General features: G+C 66.6%; 17 protein-coding genes, 1 tRNA gene and 1 pseudogene. 13 read left to right on the top strand and 6 right to left on the bottom strand.

What is annotated here, in order from left to right:
- Positions 1-79: 79 nt before the first annotated feature.
- Positions 80-165, bottom strand: a tRNA-Leu gene (locus tag ACOJVU_RS09280).
- Positions 166-273: 108 nt separating this feature from the next.
- On the opposite strand from ACOJVU_RS09280, the gene ACOJVU_RS09275 reads away from it, so the two are divergent.
- Together ACOJVU_RS09275 and ACOJVU_RS09270 are read left to right on the top strand one after the other, a co-directional pair.
- Entirely contained in the window at positions 274-1629 is a 1356-nt protein-coding gene (locus ACOJVU_RS09275) for a M20/M25/M40 family metallo-hydrolase (protein ID WP_421529501.1), read from the top strand.
- A 32-nt stretch (positions 1630-1661) separates the two neighbouring features.
- The gene (locus ACOJVU_RS09270; RefSeq protein ID WP_421529500.1) at positions 1662-2189 is read left to right on the top strand and encodes a YbhB/YbcL family Raf kinase inhibitor-like protein; all 528 of its coding nucleotides are present in this window, start codon (positions 1662-1664) and stop codon (positions 2187-2189) included.
- A 343-nt stretch (positions 2190-2532) separates the two neighbouring features.
- Here ACOJVU_RS09270 and ACOJVU_RS09265 read toward each other — a convergent pair whose 3' ends face one another.
- The 3 genes from ACOJVU_RS09265 to ACOJVU_RS09255 all read right to left on the bottom strand — a co-directional run bounded on the left by ACOJVU_RS09265 (position 2533) and on the right by ACOJVU_RS09255 (position 4451).
- The gene (locus ACOJVU_RS09265; RefSeq protein WP_421529499.1) at positions 2533-2694 is read right to left on the bottom strand and encodes a hypothetical protein; all 162 of its coding nucleotides are present in this window, start codon (positions 2692-2694) and stop codon (positions 2533-2535) included.
- A 20-nt stretch (positions 2695-2714) separates the two neighbouring features.
- A complete protein-coding gene (locus ACOJVU_RS09260) occupies positions 2715-3860 on the bottom strand; it encodes a thiolase family protein (RefSeq protein ID WP_421529498.1) in 1146 nt (381 codons plus the stop codon).
- 198 nt (positions 3861-4058) lie between these two features.
- A complete protein-coding gene (locus ACOJVU_RS09255; protein ID WP_343709115.1) occupies positions 4059-4451 on the bottom strand; it encodes a DUF5313 domain-containing protein in 393 nt (130 codons plus the stop codon).
- Between the two features lie 281 nt (positions 4452-4732).
- Here ACOJVU_RS09255 and ACOJVU_RS09250 point away from each other — a divergent pair, with 281 nt between their 5' ends.
- On the top strand, positions 4733-5884 hold the full coding sequence (locus tag ACOJVU_RS09250; RefSeq protein WP_421529497.1) for an acetyl-CoA C-acetyltransferase: 1152 nt from the start codon (positions 4733-4735) through the stop codon (positions 5882-5884).
- Between the two features lie 143 nt (positions 5885-6027).
- On the opposite strand, the pseudogene ACOJVU_RS09245 reads toward ACOJVU_RS09250, so the two are convergent.
- A pseudogene (locus ACOJVU_RS09245) lies at positions 6028-7190 on the bottom strand (steroid 3-ketoacyl-CoA thiolase).
- 287 nt (positions 7191-7477) lie between these two features.
- Here ACOJVU_RS09245 and ACOJVU_RS09240 point away from each other — a divergent pair.
- The 10 genes from ACOJVU_RS09240 (at position 7478) to ACOJVU_RS09195 (ending at position 18046) form a co-directional block, all read left to right on the top strand.
- Entirely contained in the window at positions 7478-7825 is a 348-nt protein-coding gene (locus ACOJVU_RS09240; RefSeq protein WP_421529496.1) for a lsr2/espR transcriptional regulator, read from the top strand.
- Positions 7826-7838: 13 nt separating this feature from the next.
- Positions 7839-8318, top strand: coding sequence for an NADH-quinone oxidoreductase subunit B family protein (locus ACOJVU_RS09235; protein ID WP_421529495.1), 480 nt, complete (start codon positions 7839-7841; stop codon positions 8316-8318).
- Positions 8319-8395: 77 nt separating this feature from the next.
- Positions 8396-10294, top strand: coding sequence for a proton-conducting transporter membrane subunit (locus tag ACOJVU_RS09230; protein ID WP_421529505.1), 1899 nt, complete (start codon positions 8396-8398; stop codon positions 10292-10294).
- Positions 10291-11250, top strand: a complete 960-nt coding sequence (locus tag ACOJVU_RS09225; protein ID WP_421529494.1) for a respiratory chain complex I subunit 1 family protein — start codon at positions 10291-10293, stop codon at positions 11248-11250. Before ACOJVU_RS09230 ends, ACOJVU_RS09225 begins: the two co-directional genes overlap by 4 nt.
- A 10-nt stretch (positions 11251-11260) precedes the next feature.
- The gene (locus tag ACOJVU_RS09220; RefSeq protein ID WP_343709111.1) at positions 11261-11914 is read left to right on the top strand and encodes a hypothetical protein; all 654 of its coding nucleotides are present in this window, start codon (positions 11261-11263) and stop codon (positions 11912-11914) included.
- Positions 11914-13386, top strand: a complete 1473-nt coding sequence (locus tag ACOJVU_RS09215) for a proton-conducting transporter membrane subunit (protein WP_421529493.1) — start codon at positions 11914-11916, stop codon at positions 13384-13386. The genes ACOJVU_RS09220 and ACOJVU_RS09215 overlap by 1 nt, the downstream gene beginning before the upstream one ends.
- A complete protein-coding gene (locus ACOJVU_RS09210) occupies positions 13383-14861 on the top strand; it encodes an NADH-quinone oxidoreductase subunit C (protein WP_421529492.1) in 1479 nt (492 codons plus the stop codon). Before ACOJVU_RS09215 ends, ACOJVU_RS09210 begins: the two co-directional genes overlap by 4 nt.
- Positions 14862-14976: 115 nt before the next feature.
- Positions 14977-15303 carry an ArsR/SmtB family transcription factor gene (locus ACOJVU_RS09205; protein ID WP_421529504.1) on the top strand — a complete coding sequence of 109 codons (327 nt, stop codon included), beginning with the start codon at positions 14977-14979 and terminating at the stop codon, positions 15301-15303.
- A gap of 245 nt (positions 15304-15548) precedes the next feature.
- On the top strand, positions 15549-16178 hold the full coding sequence (locus ACOJVU_RS09200; RefSeq protein WP_421529491.1) for a hypothetical protein: 630 nt from the start codon (positions 15549-15551) through the stop codon (positions 16176-16178).
- Positions 16175-18046 carry a phosphoenolpyruvate carboxykinase (GTP) gene (locus ACOJVU_RS09195; RefSeq protein ID WP_421529490.1) on the top strand — a complete coding sequence of 624 codons (1872 nt, stop codon included), beginning with the start codon at positions 16175-16177 and terminating at the stop codon, positions 18044-18046. The genes ACOJVU_RS09200 and ACOJVU_RS09195 overlap by 4 nt, the downstream gene beginning before the upstream one ends.
- Before the next feature lie 492 nt (positions 18047-18538).
- On the opposite strand, the gene ACOJVU_RS09190 is transcribed toward ACOJVU_RS09195, so the two are convergent.
- Entirely contained in the window at positions 18539-18889 is a 351-nt protein-coding gene (locus tag ACOJVU_RS09190; protein WP_421529489.1) for a hypothetical protein, read from the bottom strand.
- Positions 18890-19259: the final 370 nt, after the last annotated feature.

Here is a 19259-nt window from a genome sequence, read left to right as displayed (position 1 = left end):
CTGTCGATATCAGCAAACGCAAAAGGTCGGCTCTGATCGAGCTCAGAGTGAGTTTTCTATGTTTTTAACGAACAAGTTGTGTCCGAGGGGGGACTTGAACCCCCACGCCCATTAGTAGGGCACTAGCACCTCAAGCTAGCGCGTCTGCCATTCCGCCACTCGGACAAGGCCAACCGTTCGGGTCGGCAGCTAAGGCTATCGGATTCACCGGTCCCGGCCCAACCCAGCTGCTGGGAAGGCCCGCGATCCCCGGCGGTGGTAGGAATTTGGGTTGTGACCGTTGACCGTGGGCAGACCGAGGTTCCCGACAACCCGGGCGACGACGTCGTCGAGGTCGTCAGCAGGTTGATCCGGTTCGACACCACCAACACCGGCGAACCGGAGACGACGCAGGGCGAGGCCGAGTGCGCGCGGTGGGTCGCCGAGCAGCTCGAACAGGTCGGCTACCAGACCGAATACGTCGAGTCGGGCGCTCCAGGCCGGGGCAACGTGTTCGCCCGCCTCGAGGGCGCCGACAACGGGCGCGGAGCGCTGCTGATCCACGGGCATCTCGACGTGGTGCCCGCCGAGCCGTCCGAATGGAGCGTGCACCCGTTTTCCGGCGCCGTCGATGGCGGCTACGTCTGGGGCCGCGGCGCGGTCGACATGAAGGACATGGTCGGCATGATGATCGTGGTGGCCCGGCAGTTGAAGCGCGCGGGCGTCGTGCCGCCACGCGATCTGGTGTTCGCCTTCGTCGCCGACGAGGAGCACGGCGGTCGCTATGGCGCGCACTGGCTGGTCGAGCACCGGCCCGACCTGTTCGACGGCGTCACCGAGGCCGTCGGCGAGGTGGGCGGCTTCTCGCTGACCGTGCCGCGCCGCGACGGCGGCGAACGTCGGCTCTACCTCGTCGAGACGGCCGAGAAGGGTCTGTCGTGGATGAGGCTGACCGCCCGGGGCCCGGCGGGGCACGGCTCCATGGTGCACCAGCAGAACGCGGTCACCGCCGTCGCCGAGGCGGTGGCCCGATTGGGCCGCCACCGCTTCCCGCTGGTGATGACCGACGCGGTCGCTCAGTTCCTGGCCGCCGTGGGGGAGGAGACCGGCATCGCGTTCGACATTGAGTCCCCCGATTTGGAGGGGACGATCGAGAAGCTGGGCCCGATGGCCCGCATGCTGAACGCGGTGCTGCGCGACACCGTTAACCCGACCATGCTCAGGGCCGGCTACAAGGCCAACGTCATCCCCGCGACCGCGGAGGCGGTGGTGGACTGCCGCATCCTGCCGGGCCGCAAAGCGGCGTTCGAGGCCGAGGTCGACGAGCTGATCGGCCCGGATGTGACGCGGGAATGGATCAGGGACCTGCCGTCCTATGAGACCACCTTCGACGGTGACCTGGTCGACGCGATGAACGCCGCGGTGTTGGCGCTCGATCCGGACGGCCGGACGGTGCCGTACATGCTTTCCGGCGGTACTGACGCGAAAGCCTTTGCGCGCCTGGGCATCCGGTGCTTCGGGTTCAGTCCGCTGCGGTTGCCGCCCGATCTTGATTTCACCGCTTTGTTCCACGGCGTGGACGAGCGGGTACCCGTCGAGTCGCTGCGGTTCGGCACCGAGGTGCTGGGGCGCTTCCTGACCGATTGCTGACCGAGCAACATCACGCCACGAAAGGATCCTTCATGAGCTCGCCCGACCCGTACGACGCGCTGCCCACGCTGCCGACCTTCGCGTTGACGTCCAACTCGATCACCGACGGCGAGCCGCTGGCCACACCGCAGATCAGCGGAATCATGGGTGCGGGCGGCGAAGACGTCAGCCCGCAGCTGAGCTGGTCGGGATTCCCGGCGCAGACCCGCAGTTTCGCAGTCACCGTCTACGACCCCGACGCCCCGACGCTGTCGGGATTCTGGCACTGGGCGGTGGCCAACCTGCCGGCTGACGTCACCGAGTTGCCCTCGGACGCCGGCAACGGCGCTGAGCTACCGGGAGGCGCGGTGACCCTCGTCAACGACGCCGGCATGCGCCGCTACATCGGCGCCGCGCCGCCTGCCGGCCACGGCGTGCACCGATACTACGTCGCGGTGCACGCCGTCGACGTCGACAAGCTGGACCTCACCGAGGACGCCAGCCCGGCCTTCCTGGGGTTCAACCTCTTCCAGCACGCGATCGCGCGCGCCTACATCTACGGCACCTACGAGCAGCGGTAGGGCGGCGCCGGGCTTCGTGCCTCGACTTCTCGGCCGGCCCGACTGGAATCGAACCTACTTCCGAAGCCTGCTACGCCCGCGGGTAGACACCGGAGTCGACGGCGTTGCGGTTGGCGGGTTGTTCGTTCTGCGTTTGCCGCGACTCAGGGGAGTGTGCGCAGTGAGGGACTGACGTCTGGGATGCGATGGTTGCGCAGCCGGCGGCCGGCGGCCGGCAGCCGGCTGCCGCGATACGCGTGGGCCCGGTCGGTGACGTCGGCCGCCGAGCATTCCCGGCCGCCGTCTTCCGCACCGATTTGATCACCTTTGCCGAAATTATTGAGGCCGTGGACGTCGTTATGGTTTAAGGCGTCTGAGGGGTGACTGGCAGCACAGCGCTGATTTCCGCTGCGGCGTCACCGCCGATGGTTATTGGGGCATCGATGGTGTTGCCGACCTCGGGCCGGCTCGTGGTGATGATCGCGACGTAGCCCGAGCGCTGCTGCCCAGCGCGGCGGGCGGACATCGAGGGCACTCTGCATCGCGCTACAGCAGCTCGACGATGGTCGCGTTGGCCTGACCGCCACCCTCGCACATGGTCTGTAGGCCGAACCGAATCCCTTTGTCCCGCATGTGATACAGCATCGTGGTCATGATGCGCGCCCCCGACCCACCGAGAGGGTGGCCCAGCGCGATGGCGCCACCATTGGGGTTGAGACGCTTCTCGTCGGCGCCGATGTCTTTCAGCCAGGCCATCGGCACCGGAGCGAACGCTTCGTTGACCTCGAACACGCCGATATCGTCGACGCCCAGACCGGACCGCTGCAGTGCCTTCTGGGTCGCCGGGATGGGTGCGCTGAGCATGATCACCGGGTCGGCAGCGGCCAGCACCGCGGTGTGCACGCGCGCAAGTGGTTTGAGCCCCAGGGCTTTTGCCCTCTCGGCCGACATGAACAGCAGCGCTGCGGAGCCATCGCAAATCTGACTCGAGTTACCGGCGTGGATCACACCTTCCTCGGTGAACGCGGCCTTGAGTTGAGCCATCTTCTCCAGCGTGGTGCCACGGCGGATACCCTCGTCGGTGCTCACCGGGTTTCCGTCCTGGTCCTTGATCGTCACGATCTCGTCATCGAAGGCACCGGAATCCTGTGCTGTGTCGGCTTTTTCGTGAGAGTCCAGGGAAAACTGGTCCAGTGAGGTGCGGTCGAAGCCCCACTGCTGTGCGACCATCTCCGCGCCGATGCCCTGGTTGGGGGTCTGGGTGTAGCGGGCACGGAATGCCTCCGGGTAGGGGTGCCCACCATTGGCCAGCGACGAGCCCATCGGGGTTCGCGACATCGACTCGACACCGCCGGCAACGACGATGTCGTAGTGGCCGGCCACCACGCCGGCGGCGGCAAAGTGCACCGACTGCTGGCTCGACCCGCACTGACGGTCCACGGTTACACCCGGGACGGTGTCGGGCCAGCCGGCGGTGAGCACCGCGGTACGGGCGACATCCAGGGCCTGCTCACCGGCCTGCATCACACATCCCCAGATGACGTCGTCAACGAGGACCGGATCCACACCGGCGCGCTGCACCAAGCCGTTGAGTATCTGAGCCGACAGTTCGGCGGGGTGTACACCGGACAGACCGCCGTTGCGCTTACCGATCGGTGATCGCACCGCTTCGACGATGACCGCTTCGGCCATGAACTTCTCCTTCGCAGAGGTGTTGGCCTTTGCCAACGAGGTAGGTGAGGGATATATCAGTGAACGAAGGACATCGGTTTTGCCGGATCAATCCACTGCTGATTCGTCATCACCGAACACGGCTGGTCACTACTTTCGTTCCGGCTGAGCAGCGTTGCGCCCGACTCAGGTCGGTGCGCGGTCGGGGGTTCTGGCTGGCTATGGCCGGGGGCCGTAGCGCTCGATGTAGGCGCGGTGCACGTGGGCGTCGCGCTTGCGTATGTAGTCGTCGACGATGTCGGGATCGAAACCATGCTGGGCCAGTCGGTGGCGGCGCCACACCTTGTTGAGCGCATGCGTGAACAAGATAAACGGAAGGAAAATCGGCAGGGTCATGCTGGCGTGGACGTACAGCGTTGTCGGGATCAGCCAGAACGGGGCGAGTACCAGAAAGGCAGGAATGACGGCCCGGATCATGGTCCGCCGTGCGGCGCCTTTGCCGGTCAGGTCGTTGCGCACCCAGTCGTGCATCGAGGCGGGCAGGACCGCTCCGTAGCAGTACGCGAGGTATTGCAGGGCGGTCGGTCGACGCCGTCGTGGGTCGTTACTCATCGGACTCCTGGCTGCGACGCGCCACTGCCGGTCGAGGTCTCGGCCGATCGGGCCGCGGCGTTATTCAATCAGTTTCGAATATTAGCAAGCTAAAAGATACCGGGTTCGCATAGGCGGGCAACCGCGACGTTGCTCACAGTTTGCTCGAGGTTCCGCACGTGCTAGCGTCGACCAAGCACTTGCTTGGTTAGGGTGCGGGCGATTCCGCTTCAGGAGCCACCGATGAATTCGATTCTGTTGCGCGCGGTTTGGAAAGCTTGGGCCCGCCGGGAAGGATTTGGATGTGTGAGGCATACATCGTGGACGCCGTCCGCACCGCGGTCGGCAAGAAGGGCGGCACGTTGTGCCGGGTGCATCCCGCCGATCTCGGTGCCCTGGTGATCACCCATCTCCTGGAGCGCAATCAGGTCGATCCGGCAGCGATCGACGACGTGGTCTTCGGCTGCGTCGATGCGATCGGACCGCAGGCGGGCAATATTGCGCGCACGGCATGGCTCGCCGCCGGTTTCCCCGAGCACGTCCCTGGTGTCACCGTCGATCGCCAGTGCGGCTCGAGCCAGCAGGCGCTGCACTTCGCCGCGCAAGCGGTGATGAGTGGCACCGCCGAGCTCATGGTTGCCGGTGGTGTGCAGAACATGAGCATGATCCCGATCGCCGCCGCGATGGCCGTCGGCCAGCAGTTCGGGTTCCAGACCCCGTTCGAGGGTTCGGTCGGCTGGGAGCGCCGTTACAGCGACGAGGAGATTTCGCAGTTCCGCGCCGCCGAACTGATTGCTGAGAAGTGGGACATCGGCCGCGAAGAGATGCAGCGCTGGGCCCTGCAAAGTCACCAGCGCGCCCGCGCCGCGATCGGCGATGGCCGCTTCGACGACGAGATCGTGCCGGTCGGTGGCTTCGTGGTGGATGAGTGCCCGCGCGAGACCAGCCTGGAGAAGATGGCGAGCCTGAACTGCCTCGTGGAGGGTGGCCGTCTGACGGCGGCGCTGGCCAGTCAGATCTGCGACGGCGCCAGCGCCACCCTGGTGGCGTCGCAAGCCGCGGTGAAGGCACACGGGCTCAGGCCCCGTGCCCGCATACACCACCTGAGTGCCCGTGGCGCCGACCCGATCTTGATGCTCACCGCGCCTATCCCGGCCACCGAGTACGCGCTGCAACGAACCGGTTTGACGATGAACGACATCGATGTGGTGGAGATCAACGAGGCGTTCGTGCCTGTCGTGCTGTCCTGGATCAAAGAGACCGGCGCCGATCCGGCGAGGGTCAACCGCAATGGCGGCGCCATCGCCCTGGGGCACCCACTGGGCGCGACGGGCACCAAGTTGTTCGCCACGTTGCTCAACGAGCTGGAACGCAGCGGCGGGCGCTACGGCCTGCAAACCATCTGCGAGGGCGGTGGCACTGCCAACGTCACCATCATCGAACGACTCGACTGATGCTGCGGCGGCTGCCGTTTGTCGCAGTGCAGTCGTGCCCGCCGGTGTCGAGCGCGACGTAGCAGAATTCTCGGCTCACGATGTGCCGCACGGGAAAGAGGGCCGCACAAAAGAGATGAAGGTGACGCGAATCGCGCAGGACACTAGACCCGTTCGATGATGGTGCCGGTGGCTAGCGCGCCACCGTTGCACATCGTGATCAAAGCGGTCGACTCGTCTCGGCGCTCGAGCTCGTATAGGGCGGTGGTGATCAATCGTGAGCCTGAGGAGCCCACCGGATGGCCCAGCGCGATGGCGCCGCCGTTGACGTTGACTTTGTCCATGTCGGGCTGATGCACCTGCGCCCACGACAGCGCTACCGACGCGAAGGCCTCGTTGACCTCGAACAGGTCCAGGTCGCCGATCTTCATGCCGGCCTTCTGCAGCACCCGGGTGGTGGCTTGCACAGGGCCGTCGAGGTGGAACCGAGGTTCGGCGCCGACGAGTGCTTGGGCGACGATCCGTGCGCGCGGCCGCAGTCCGAGTGACTGGGCGCGCTCGGCGTCCATCAACAACACCGCGGCGGCGCCGTCGGAGATCTGGGAGGAGGTGCCGGCGGTGTGGATGCCACCCTCGATGATCGGCTCGAGCTTGGCCAGGGACTCTTCGGTGGTGTCGCGTAGGCCCTGGTCACGAGAAACGATTTGCGTTTCGCCGGTCTTGTTGCCCTCCGCGTCGACGACTGGGGCCTTCAGTGGGAGGACCTCGCGGTCGAAGCGGCCCTGCGCCCAGGCCTGCTTGGCCAGGGCTTGGGAGCGCACTCCGAGCACTTCGATGTCTTCGCGCGTCAGGCCGCGCCGCTCGGCGATGCGCTCGGCTGCCTCGAACTGGTTGGGCATGTCGATGTTCCAGGTCGGCGGGTGACGCGGTCCCGCCTCGGTACCGACGTTGGCGCCGAGGGGGACCTGGCTCATCGCCTCGATGCCGCACGCGACGCCGATGTCGATTGCTCCGGTGGCGATCAGGGCGGCGATCAGGTGGTTTGCCTGCTGGGCGGAGCCGCATTGGCAGTCGACGGTGGTGGCGCCGACCTGCCACGGCAGCCCGGCGGCCAGCCAGGCGGTGCGGGTGACATTGTTGGACTGGGCGCCGGCCTGGGTGACGCAGCCGCCGATAACCTGCTCAACGAGGGCCGCGTCGATGCCTGCACGGTCGATCAGCCCGATCTGGGCGGCGCCGAGGATCTCCGCCGCGTGCATTCCCGAGAGCCATCCCCCCGCTTGCCAATCGGCGTGCGGACCGCCTCGACGATTACTGGTGCACCCATGCCGACTCCTCCATCACCTAGTTCCTAGAACAGGTTCCTATTATGCGCTGCGGCCTGGGCATTCGAAGGAGCAGGGCTGTTGCGAATGTAGCCGACGTAAAACTAGAACGACTTCGACATCCCGCGAGTCACGGGCGTCGCCGCAGATCCGTGGTCGCCGCCCCGGTGCGGCCGCCGACCAGCGATGCGCTGGTGGCCGACGCAGGCACCCCTCATCCCGACTGTCGGCTATATGATAAGTTCTTCAATCAATCGAAGATAAGAAATCGGAAGTCTTCAGGAGACCGGTGATGTCGGAGCCGCTGTACAGGCTCAAGGGTGAGTTGTTCAAGACGCTTGGGCATCCGGCACGCATCAGGATTCTGGAGCTGCTCGCGGTGGAGGACCGTTCGGTGGGCGAATTGTTGCCCGAGGTGGGATTGGAGTCATCCAACCTGTCTCAGCAGCTGGGGGTGTTGCGGCGGGCCGGGGTGGTCGATGCGCGCAAGGACGGCAACACGGTGATCTACTCGATCGCTTCGCGCGATATCGCCGAACTGCTCGCGGTGGCGCGCAAAGTGTTGACCGGGATGCTGAGCGACCGGGTTGCGGTGCTGGAGGACTTGCGCGCCGACGGCCTGTCGGACGTCCGGTAGCGGGGTGGCCCGGATGGGGTGGATCGGTAAGATCGTTCGGGTTGGCCGCGTCGTAGAGCCTGCCGAGCCAGCACCGGCCGTGGTGATGGAATCGCCTGCTGGCGTGAAGGGTTCGTTGCAGATCCGCCACGTCGATGCCGGGTCCTGCAATGGGTGCGAGGTGGAGATCTCGGGCGCCTTCGGCCCGGTTTACGACGCGGAGCGGTTCGGCGCGCGGCTGGTGGCTTCCCCGCGGCACGCTGATGCGCTGCTGGTGACCGGTGTGGTGACGCGCAACATGGCCGAGCCGCTGCAAAACACCGTGGCAGCGACTCCGCGGCCGCGGGTGGTGATCGCATGCGGGGACTGTGCCCTCAACCGGGGGGTGTTCAGAGATGCCTACGGCGTCGTCGGTGCGGTGGGTGAGGTGGTGCCCGTCGACGTCGAGATTCCGGGGTGTCCGCCGACTCCGAGCGACATCGTCGCGGCCCTGCGATCGGTGACCGGCAGGTGACCGTGACGTTGACGCCGGCTGCGGCGGCCGCGGCGGCCGCGCCGAAGTTGTCGGCCGGGGACGGCTTCCGGCGCGCGTTGTCGGGAGTCCTGACGAGCTGTGTCGGCGGGTTGGGGGTGTGGCTGGGTCTGCTGGGGGTTTTCGGGTCGACGCGGCCGGTGCACATCGGCTGGCTGCTTCCGCTTTCGGGGGTGTGGTTGGACCTCGACCCAACGGGCGGGTTTTTCATGGCGGTGACAGGAGCGGTCGCGGTCGCGGTGGGCGTTTACCTGATCGGCTACCACCACCTTTCGGGCCGGGTCCCGCTGGCGGTGGTGCCGCTGTTCGTCGCGGCGATGCTGCTCGTGCCGGCCGCCGGCTCGATTAGCACCTTTCTCTTGGCGTGGGAGTTGATGGCGATCGCTTCGCTGCTGCTCGTGCTGGCTGAACACACCCGGCCGGAGGTCCGTTCGGCGGGACTGTTCTACGCGGTGATGACCCAGCTCGGGTTCGTCGCCGTCCTGGTAGGGCTGATGGTGTTGTCGGCATCGGGCGGCGCCGACCGGTTCGCGGACCTGACGGGGGTGAGCGAGGGTGCACGGACCGCTGTGTTCGTCCTGACGGTGGCCGGGTTCGGGTCCAAGGCGGGTCTGTTGCCGCTGCATGCGTGGCTACCGCGGGCCCATCCCGAGGCCCCCAGCCCGGTGTCGGCGCTGATGAGTGCGGCGATGGTCAACCTGGGGGTATACGGCATCGTGCGCTTCGATCTGCAGTTGTTGGGCCCGGGTCCGCGCTGGTGGGGACTGACCCTGTTGGTCGTCGGCGCCCTATCCGCGCTCTATGGGGTGTTGCAGGCGTCGGTAGCGACCGATCTCAAACGGCTGCTTGCCTATTCGACGACCGAAAACATGGGCCTGATCACCCTCGCCTTGGGTGCAGCGACGTTGTTCGCGGATTCGGGCGCGCACTCGGCGGCCACGATCGCGATGGCCGCGGCGATGCTGCACCTGGTTGGGCACGCGGCGTTCAAGTGTTTGGGGTTTCTCGCGGCCGGATCGGTGCTGGCCGCGACCGGGCTGCGCGACCTGGACCGGCTCGGCGGCCTGGCCCGGCGGATGCCTGCGACGACGGTCCTGTTCGGTGTTGCCGCCCTGGGTGCATCCGGATTACCGCTGGGCGCCGGTTTTGTCAGCGAGTGGCTGCTGGTCCAGTCCTTGATTCACGCCACGCCGCAGCACCACACGGCCCTGGCGTTGGCGGCGCCCCTGGCGGTCGGGGCGGTCGCGCTCACGACCGGGCTCGGGGTGGCGGCGATGGTGAAAGCATTCGGCATCGGCTTTTTGGCCCGCCCACGCTCGCAGCCCGCTGCCGACGCGGGTGAGGCGCCCCTCAGCATGCTCGCCGGAATGGCGCTCGCCGCAACCGTATGCGTCGTGGTGGCGGTGGCGCCGTTGGTTGTCGGGTCCACATTGCGGCGCGTGCTTACTGGGCTGTGCGCTTCCCACGACGTTGCGTTCACCGACTTCGGCGCCGTGCTGCGGCTGCCGGGCGTGAACGGGTCGATCGCGCCGGGCGGGATCGCCGCGGCGTTGACTGTCGCTGTGCTGGTAGCGGTTGGCGCGGCGAGTTGGCGCTCGCGGCGGCGTCCCGCTTCGGTGACGCTGCCGTTGTGGGCCTGTGGTGCAGAAGAACTCAGTCCACGGATGCAATACACCGCCACGTCGTTCGCGGAGCCCTTGCAGCGGGTGTTCGACGACGTGCTGCGCCCCGACACCGACATCGAGATCACCCATCTGACCGAGTCGCGGTACCTGGCGGAGGCCGTCACCTACCGGGCCCGGATCGCCGATGCGATCGAGGAGCGGTTCTACAACCCGATCATCGGGGCGGTGGCCGCGGCCGCCGAGTTGGTCCGGCGGGCACACACCGGCAGCGTCCACCTCTACCTGGCCTACGGCATGCTCGGTGTGCTGGTGGTGCTGGTGATCGCCCGATGAACGTCTTTTCCTACGTCGCGGGCGCCGCCCAGATCGGTGCGGTCATGTTCGGCACGCCGGTGGTGATCGGCGTCATGCGGCAGGTGCGGGCGCGGCTGGAGGGGCGTGCCGGCGGCGGGGTGCTGCAGCCCTGGCGGGATCTGCGCAAACAGTTGGGCAAACAGCAAATCACCCCGCAGGGCACCACGGTGGTATTCGCTGCCGCGCCGGCGATCGTCGCCGGGACGACGCTGCTCATCGCCGCGATCGCACCGATCGTCGCGATCGGGTCCCCGCTGGATGTTGCCGCCGACCTGTTCGCCGTTGTCGGTCTGCTGTTCGTCGGCACCGTCGCGTTGACTCTCGCGGGCATCGACACCGGCACGTCGTTCGGCGGCATGGGCGCCAGCCGCGAGATCACCATCGCCGCACTGGTGGAACCGACGATTCTGCTCGCCGTGTTCGCGCTTTCCATTCCCGCCGGATCGGCGAATCTCGGTGCCCTGGTAGCCAACACCCTCAGCCATCCCGGACAGGTGGCGTCACTGACCGGAGTGCTGGCGTTCGTCGCGCTGGTGATCGTGATCATCGCCGAGACCGGGCGGCTGCCGGTCGACAACCCGGCCACGCACCTGGAATTGACGATGGTGCACGAGGCGATGGTTCTCGAGTACGCGGGTCCGAAGTTGGCGCTGATCGAATGGGCCTCCGGGATGCGGCTCACCGTATTGCTGGCGCTGCTGGCCAATCTGTTCTTGCCGTGGGGAATCGCCGGCGGGCACCCGCGCCCGCTCGACGTCGTGATCGGACTCGCGGCGATCGCGGTCAAAATCGCTGTGCTGGCGGTGCTGCTCGCGGCCGCCGAAGTATTCATCGCCAAGCTGCGCCTGTTCCGGGTGCCCGAGCTGCTGTCCGGTTCTTTTCTGCTTGCCCTGCTCGCGGTGACGGCGGCCGACTTCTTCACCACCCGGGGCTAGAGAGGCAGCAATGAACTTCGCGATCATGACCGATTTCGCCGCGGGTGGTCTCCTGCTAGCGGCGGTATTGATCGTGTGGCGCCGCGACGTGCGCGCCATCGGGCGCCTGCTGGCCTGGCAAGGTGTTGCGCTGGCCACCATTCCCATCGTGCGGGGAGCGCATGACAACGACCCAGCGCTGATCGCCGTGGGCGTCGCGGTACTACTGTTGCGCGCCTTGGTTTTGCCGTGGCTGCTGGCCCGCGCAGTGGGCGCCGAGCAACGCGACCACCGCGAGGCGACCCCCTTGATCAACACGGCGACCTCCTTGCTGATCGCCGCGGCGCTGACCGTTGTCGCGTTCGCGGTCACCCGGCCGATGGCCAACCTGGAACCGAGCGCCACGACCAATGCGGTCCCGGCCGCGTTCGGCGTGATTCTGATCGCCCTGTTCGTGATGACGACCCGGGTGCACGCCTTGTCTCAGGCCGCAGGATTTCTGATGCTGGACAACGGGATCGCTGCGACCGCGTTCCTGCTGACCGCCGGTGTGCCGCTGATCGTGGAACTCGGCGCCTCACTGGACGTGCTGTTCGCCGTGATCGTCATCGGAGTGCTTACCGGCCGCCTGCGCCGCACCTTCGGCGGCGCCGACCTCGACCAACTACGGGAGCTGCGCGACTGATGACAAGCCTGCTATTGGCCGCGATACTCGCACCGCTGGCTGCCTCGGGCGCCGCGGTGGCGCTCGGTTGGCGCCGCCTCACCGCATCGTTGACAGTTCTCTCGGCGGCCACGGTACTGGGCTGCGGTGCGATGCTCGGGTTCGGTGTCGGTTCGCGTCAAAATCTGGCGCTCGGTGGCCTGCTGCGCGTGGACGCTTTGTCAGTCACCATGCTGATCGTCATCGGAGTTGTCGGCACCCTGGCCACCTGGGCCAGCATCGGTTACATCGACGCCGAACGCGCCCACGGCCACACCGACGCCGGCGGGGCCCGCCTGTACGGGGCGCTCACGCCCGCCTTCCTCGCTGCGATGGTCGTTGCGGTATGCGCCAACAACATCGGCGTGATCTGGGTGGCCGTCGAGGCCACCACCGTTGTCACCGCCTTTTTGGTCGGGCACCGCCGCACCCGCACCGCACTGGAAGCGACCTGGAAATACGTCATCATTTGCTCGGTCGGTATCGCGATCGCCTTCCTCGGTACCGTGCTGCTGTACTTCGCCGCCTGTCACGCCGGCGCGCCGGTCACTGCCGCACTGAACCTCGACATCCTGACCGCGCGGGCACACACCCTGGATCCGGCGGTCACCCGACTCGCCGGCGGTCTGCTACTGATCGGCTACGGCGCCAAGGTCGGTCTGGCGCCATTTCACACCTGGCTGGCCGATGCGCACAGCCAGGCACCGGCCCCGGTGTCGGCGTTGATGAGCGGGGTGTTGCTCTCGGTCGCGATTTCGGTGCTGCTGCGGATCAAACCGATCGTCGACGCCGCCGCCGGTCCGGCGTTTTTGCGCGAAGGTTTACTCACGGCCGGGCTGGCCACATTGGTGATCGCTGCGCTGATGCTGACCGTGACAGGTGATGTCAAGCGAATGCTGGCGTACTCGTCGATGGAAAACATGGGGTTGATCGCGATCGCCGCGGCCGCCGGGACCGCAGTGGCGATCGCCGCGCTGCTGCTGCACGTCCTGGCCCACGGTATCGGCAAGACGGTGTTGTTCCTCGCCAGCGGACAACTGCAGGCTGCACACGGCTCCACCGCCATCGCCGATATCACCGCGGTGGTGCAACGCTCGCGGCTGATCGGTGGGTCGTTCGCCGTCGGGCTGATCGTCTTGCTCGGCCTGCCGCCGTTCGCCATGTTCGCCAGCGAGCTGGCCATCGCCCGCTCGCTGGCCGATGCCCGGCTGGCGTGGGTCCTCGGCGCCGCGATGCTGCTGATCGCCATCGCCTTCGCCGCGCTGGTGCGCAATGCGGGCCGCATGCTGCTCGGCGCTGCGGCCGATGGCGCCGCGCCCCCCATCCCCGTGCCTGCCACCGTCGCGGGGGCCCTGCTCGTCGGCGTCGCCGCCTCGTGCGTGCTGGGTGTCACCGCCGGGCCGCTGGCTCAGCTGTTCATGACCGCGGCCAGCCACCTGGGAGTAGTTCGGTGAGCCCGACGTGGTTGCGGTACCGGGTGTCCGACGACGGGCTGACCGACAAGGCCGAAGAACTCCTGGCAAGCGGTTTCCGGCTGGCGCTGGTTGCCGCCCACGACGACGGCGACCGGCTGCGGGTCATCTACCTGTTCCTCGCCGGCTGGCCCGACCGTCGTGTCGAGCTCGAATGCATCGTCCCCGTTGATAGTCCGTCGGTGCAGTCGCTGGCGTATCTGTCTTTCCCGGCGGGCCGCTTCGAACGCGAAATGCTCGACTTGTACGGTATCCGGCCGAAGGGGCATCCCCGCCCCCGCCGGCTGGTTCGACACGCGCACTGGCCCGAAGGTTGGTACCCGATGCGTGTCGACGCAGGCCCGGCGCCGCAGTTCGCGTCGAGCGGCCACTTCCCGTTCCTCACGGTCAACGGCGCCGGGGTCTATGAGATCCCGGTCGGCCCGGTGCACGCCGGGATTATTGAGCCCGGTCACTTCCGGTTCTCTGTCGTCGGCGAAACCGTGCTGCGGCTGAAAGCGCGGTTGTGGTTCGTGCACCGCGGCCTTGAGCAACTCTTCCACGGCCGCATCGCCGGTGATGCGGGGGACCTCGCCGAACGGGTCAGTGGCGACACTTCTGCAGCGCACGCCCTCGCGCACAGCCTCGCCGTCGAAGACGCCCTCGGGATAGCGTTGCCCGACCACGCCCACCGGCTGCGGGCCCTGATCGTGGAACTGGAACGGCTCTACAATCACGCCGCCGATCTCGGTGCGCTCGCCAACGACGTCGGATTCGCGCTGGCCAACGGGCACGCACAACGCATCCGCGAACAACTACTTCGCATCAACGCCGCCGTCACCGGGCACCGGCTGCTGCGCGGGGCCATCCGCCCGGGCGGGGTGACCTTGCACCAGCTGCCCGATCCCGGGCAGCTGCTCCGCCTCGCCGCCGACCTCGCCGAGGTCGCCGAGCTGACGCTGGGTAACAGCGTCGTCTACGACCGCTTCGCCGGCACCGCCGTGCTCGCCGCCGACGACGCCCGCGCCATGGGCTGCCTGGGCTATGTCGCACGCGCCAGCGGTATCCGCACCGACGCCCGGCTCGGGCATCCCGTTACCACGCTGCCCATCACCGAGATCAGCCAGTCGGCCGGCGATGTCCTGGCGCGCTACGCGGTCCGGCGCGACGAATTCGCGGCCTCCGCCGTGTTGGCCGGCTATCTGGTCGAATCACACAGTGGCCCCATCGAATACAGGACACCCATGCCAGTGCTGGGAAGCCCGCGCAGCGGAGTCGGCATCACGGAAGGCTGGCGCGGCACCATCGTGCACCGCGTCGAGATCGACGCCGATTCGCGCATTACCCGCGCCAAGATCGTCGACCCGTCCTGGTTCAACTGGCCCGCGCTGCCGGTCGCCATGGCCGACACGATCGTCCCCGACTTCCCGCTGACCAACAAGAGCTTCAATCTGTCCTACGCCGGCAACGACCTATGAGCGCGCACCGGCGCCCTTCCCCCTATTGCAGCACTTTGCTAAACTTCGCAATTAACAAATATGTTGTTGGGTTGGGAGGGGCATCGTGACGGACGCACACCAGCCGCTGTACCGGATGAAGGCGGAGTTTTTTAAGACACTGGGCCATCCGGCCCGCATCCGGATCCTCGAGGTGCTGAGCGCCCGCGAGCACGCGGTATCCGAGATGTTGCCTGAGGTCGGCATCGAGCCGGCCAACCTGTCACAGCAGCTGTCCATCCTGCGTCGCGCCGGTCTGGTCACCGCTCGCCGGGAGGGGCTGTCGGTGTGCTACGAGCTGACCTCACCCCAGGTGGCCGAGCTGTTGAGCGTCGCCCGGTCGATCCTCAGCAGGGTGGTCGCGGGTCAGGCCGAAACCCTTGAAGACTCTTCTGGATCACTGGTGGCCGAGCGGGCGGGCTGAACGGATGACGGAAAGGAGGGCACCCTTTCCTGTTACTTGCAGATTTTCTAACATGCATATCTTATAGGTATCGGTTCGTGGGACGGAACGTCAATGACGACAAACAATCTCACCGGGAGTGGAGGCGTGTCCGTGGTAGCCAGCCCGGATGTCATGGGAATTGACGTCGGCGTAGTCGGGGTCAGAGCGCCCAGATCACGACGTTATGTGTGCGGAACCTGCGCACAAGATACGGACCCGCCCGCGTGGACGGTGAGGGAGGATTACGCAGCCCTGGTCCGCGCGAGCGCACGCCCATCCGCGCCGGATGCCTGTCCCTGGCCTGTGCGGGCGCCGACACCGTGGCCGCGCGGATCGCACGATTGTCGTCGCGGGTCAACCCAGAGGTCGCGCCGCGAATCCGGCCGCTGCCGCTCAAGGCGGGTACCGGAATGCTGACGACCTGCAACCAGCGCGACGCGGAGGGTTGTCCGCCGCGCACCGTCATGGCGCACGAAGACCTGTCGATCGACCTCGCCGGCAGCGTGCCCGACACCGCCGCGCCTGGGCGCACGCTGAGGCTGCCGCGCGAGCGATTCGACTACGGCGCACTGGTGCTGCCCGGCCTGCCGACGGCCCTGGGCGGCCGCAACGGCGTGAGGTTGACGACTGACGTCCTCGTGGTGTGTGCCCGGGCGCTGGCGGTGATCAGCCCGCCCGACCAGATCGTGCCTGCGCTCACCGAACCGTCACTGGTACCCACGGTGAACGTAGAGGTGGACCGGGCCCCGGGCGAGCATCGCTTCGCCGCATCGTCCGCCACGCCGCGCCACGCCGACGCCCCACCGCAGCAGCCAGTCACCCTGCACCAACATCCCATAGGAGGATCATCATGAGCACCGTCGCCATCACCGGCCTCGACACTGCGCCGACCACCGCGACCGCGATCGTGGACTGGGTTAACAGCGTGGCCGATCTGACCAGCCCCGACGCGGTCGTGTGGTGCGATGGCTCTCAGGCCGAATGGCACAGGCTGACAACACTTCTCGTGGACAAAGGCGCCTTCGTCGCGCTGTCGAAAAAGCCCAACTCCTTCTGGTGCGCGTCAGACCCCGAGGATGTCGCTCGCGTGGAGGACCGGACCTTCATCTGCTCTCAGCATTCCTCCGATGCCGGGCCCACCAATAACTGGATGGATCCCGTCGACATGAAAACGGTGATGACCGAGGAGTATCGCGGGGCGATGGCCGGGCGCACCATGTACGTGATCGCGTTTTGCATGGGGCCGCTGGATGCCGCCGAACCCAAGCTTGGTGTGCAGATCACCGACTCCGAATACGTCGCAGTCTCCATGCAGATCATGACCCGCTCGGGAACACCGGTGTGGCACAAGCTTGACACCGGCGCTGAGTTCGTCCGATGCCTGCACTCGGTCGGCGCACCCCTGCACCCCGGTCAGGACGACGTGGCGTGGCCGTGTGACCACACCAAATACATCAGTCATTTCCCCGAGGAACGCACGATCTGGAGCTATGGCTCCGGATACGGCGGCAACGCCTTGCTGGGTAAGAAGTGCTACGCGCTGCGCATCGCCTCCAAGATGGCCCACGACGAAGGCTGGCTCGCCGAGCACATGCTGATCCTCAAACTGACCTCCCCCGAGGGGCGGGTGTACTACATCGCCGCCGCCTTCCCTTCCTCGTGCGGCAAAACCAACCTGGCCATGCTCTCCCCGACGCTTGAGGGGTGGAAGGCCGAGACCATCGGCGACGACATCGCCTGGATGCGATTCGGTGAGGACGGCCGCCTCTACGCGGTCAACCCCGAGGCCGGCTTCTTCGGCGTCGCCCCCGGTACCGGCGCTCACACCAACCCCCACGCGATGGCGACCATCGAGCGCGGCAACTCCATCTTCACCAACGTTGCCCTCACCGACGACGGAGATGTCTGGTGGGAAGGCATGACCGCCGAGCCGCCCGCGCACCTTATCGACTGGAAGCGCCGCGATTGGACGCCGCAGTCGGAAGAGCCTGCGGCGCATCCTAACTCGCGCTATTGTACGCCCATCGCGCAATGCCCCACTGTCGCCGACGAATGGGACGACCCAGCCGGCGTGCCCATCTCGGCGATCTTCTTCGGTGGGCGGCGCGCCAGTACCATCCCGCTGGTTACCCAGGCATTTGACTGGCAGCACGGGGTGTTCCTGGCCTCCACCCTGTCCTCGGAAACCACCGCCGCCGCCACCGGCACAGTCGGCGTCGTGCGCCGCGACCCGATGGCGATGCTGCCGTTCCTGGGCTACCATGTCGGCGACTACTTTGCGCACTGGCTCGACATCGGCGCGAACGCAAACCAGGATCTATTGCCGAAGATTTTTTACGTCAACTGGTTCCGCCGCGACGATGACGGCTCGTTCCTGTGGCCGGGATTCGGCGACAATTCGCGCGTCCTCAAATGGGCGCTGCAGCGCGTGGAGGGCAGCCTCGACGCGCTACGGACGCCGATCGGCGACATCCCGCGCCTTGAGGATCTCGATCTCACCGGCCTTGACCGCGCATACGACGACACGGCAGTCCTTGCTGCACTGAAGGTGGATCCGACCGAGTGGAAACGCGAAATCGAATTGATTGATGAATGGTATGCCTGCATCGGTGGCAACAAACTTCCCGATGTCCTGCGCCAACAGCTCGGTAACCTCAGAGAACGCTTCACGGCCGCAGGACGCGCCACCGGCAACCTCACCGGACAAGAAGCTTCTCAATGAAGTTGTCGGATCGTCGCTGTTTTGGTCGTAGGTTCCCAGACGGCCATCACGCGTACCTCGAGGTCAATGTGGACGAGACCACGGGCGTGCTTGCGGTAGGCTAACCTCACCGCCGCGTCCGATTTGCCGAACAAGTTGCCAGAAAACGGTTTTCATCAAGAGCTGGTCGCAGGTGCGCGCGGCGGGCATGCGTGGCTCGGTAGCCGCTGGTGGTCGGCGAATCGCTGGTCGGCTTGTGGCGGCGCTGTCGGATCAATGCGATCAAGACCAGTGACGCCTTGCCGCGCGCATTCTGCAACGAGCTACCGACCCCGTAGGTTCGGTCGATCACCGACTACGTTACCGCTGCCGGTTGGGGCCTGGAGTTCACCGGGAAGATCAACTGCCCGATCGAGGAAGCGCACCGCGCCTTGTTCGGCCCGGAAACCGAAATCGCCCAGGATGAATACGGCCTGTGGCGCCGCAGGCTATCTCGCGGCGTAGTGCCGAGCATCATTCTCTATGAGTTTCGCAGTGAGAGTATTCGGCGGCTGCCGCGCAGGCCAGTTCGTAGTCGCGGTATTCGTGAGGGGCAGGTCGCAGCGCGAGAGCGCCCGTAATTCGTTCTACGACAAGCGTTCCGCGGAGCTTGGCGAGTATGTCCTCGAAGGCGGGTTCGGTCTTGTGCGCGTTCCAGTGTTGACTTTGGCGGCGTCCGGCGAGGTCCTCGGGGTGGTGGCCGCGCAGTGCGTACCAGATGGTGACGCGGACGTAGACGTAGAACTGGCAGGGCACGGTGCGTTCGACCGAGTGCCGGAGGCGGTTACGGGCCTGGCCGATGCCCAGGAGTTGCTTGGCCGCCACGATCGCGGTCTCGACCGGTCAGCGGTGTGCGTGGTGTGGTGTGGTGTGTGGCGACGGTCTCAGCGGTGCTGTCGGTTTAGATCATACACCCTGGGGCGGCACCCTCGGCTGGGGATTCGGTAGCCTCGATACTGGCTGACACTCACGTTGTCGGTGCCTCAACCACGTCGCGATGAGCCCAGAAAGGCATTGATGTGCGCACTCGTCAGCGAGTTGGAGATGTGTGACCGCCCGACACCGGGTCCGGACACACGGGGTGTCGACGCCCGCGTTTCGGCCACCCGCGCCCTGCCCGGCGTGCAACCGCACCTCGTTGCACTGCACTGGCCTGGGGATCTACGATCGTCGGCACAGTCACAATCCGGTTGCC

Origin of the sequence: Mycobacterium sp. THU-M104 (assembly GCF_049197365.1) — a bacterium.
GTDB lineage: Bacteria > Actinomycetota > Actinomycetes > Mycobacteriales > Mycobacteriaceae > Mycobacterium.
Note: the sequence above shows the minus strand (reverse complement) of the source record. Positions and strands in the feature narration are given on the sequence as shown.

Bases quoted from the DNA above. Each gene is read 5' to 3' on its own strand.
- ACOJVU_RS09270 (WP_421529500.1), top strand. From the start codon at position 1,662: ATGAGCTCGCCCGACCCGTACGACGCGCTGCCCACGCTGCCGACCTTC.
- ACOJVU_RS09265 (WP_421529499.1), bottom strand. From the start codon at position 2,694: ATGTCCGCCCGCCGCGCTGGGCAGCAGCGCTCGGGCTACGTCGCGATC.
- ACOJVU_RS09260 (WP_421529498.1), bottom strand. From the start codon at position 3,860: ATGGCCGAAGCGGTCATCGTCGAAGCGGTGCGATCACCGATCGGTAAG.
- ACOJVU_RS09255 (WP_343709115.1), bottom strand. From the start codon at position 4,451: ATGAGTAACGACCCACGACGGCGTCGACCGACCGCCCTGCAATACCTC.
- ACOJVU_RS09250 (WP_421529497.1), top strand. From the start codon at position 4,733: ATGTGTGAGGCATACATCGTGGACGCCGTCCGCACCGCGGTCGGCAAG.
- ACOJVU_RS09235 (WP_421529495.1), top strand. From the start codon at position 7,839: ATGGGGTGGATCGGTAAGATCGTTCGGGTTGGCCGCGTCGTAGAGCCT.
- ACOJVU_RS09225 (WP_421529494.1), top strand. From the start codon at position 10,291: ATGAACGTCTTTTCCTACGTCGCGGGCGCCGCCCAGATCGGTGCGGTC.
- ACOJVU_RS09220 (WP_343709111.1), top strand. From the start codon at position 11,261: ATGAACTTCGCGATCATGACCGATTTCGCCGCGGGTGGTCTCCTGCTA.
- ACOJVU_RS09215 (WP_421529493.1), top strand. From the start codon at position 11,914: ATGACAAGCCTGCTATTGGCCGCGATACTCGCACCGCTGGCTGCCTCG.
- ACOJVU_RS09205 (WP_421529504.1), top strand. From the start codon at position 14,977: ATGAAGGCGGAGTTTTTTAAGACACTGGGCCATCCGGCCCGCATCCGG.
- ACOJVU_RS09195 (WP_421529490.1), top strand. From the start codon at position 16,175: ATGAGCACCGTCGCCATCACCGGCCTCGACACTGCGCCGACCACCGCG.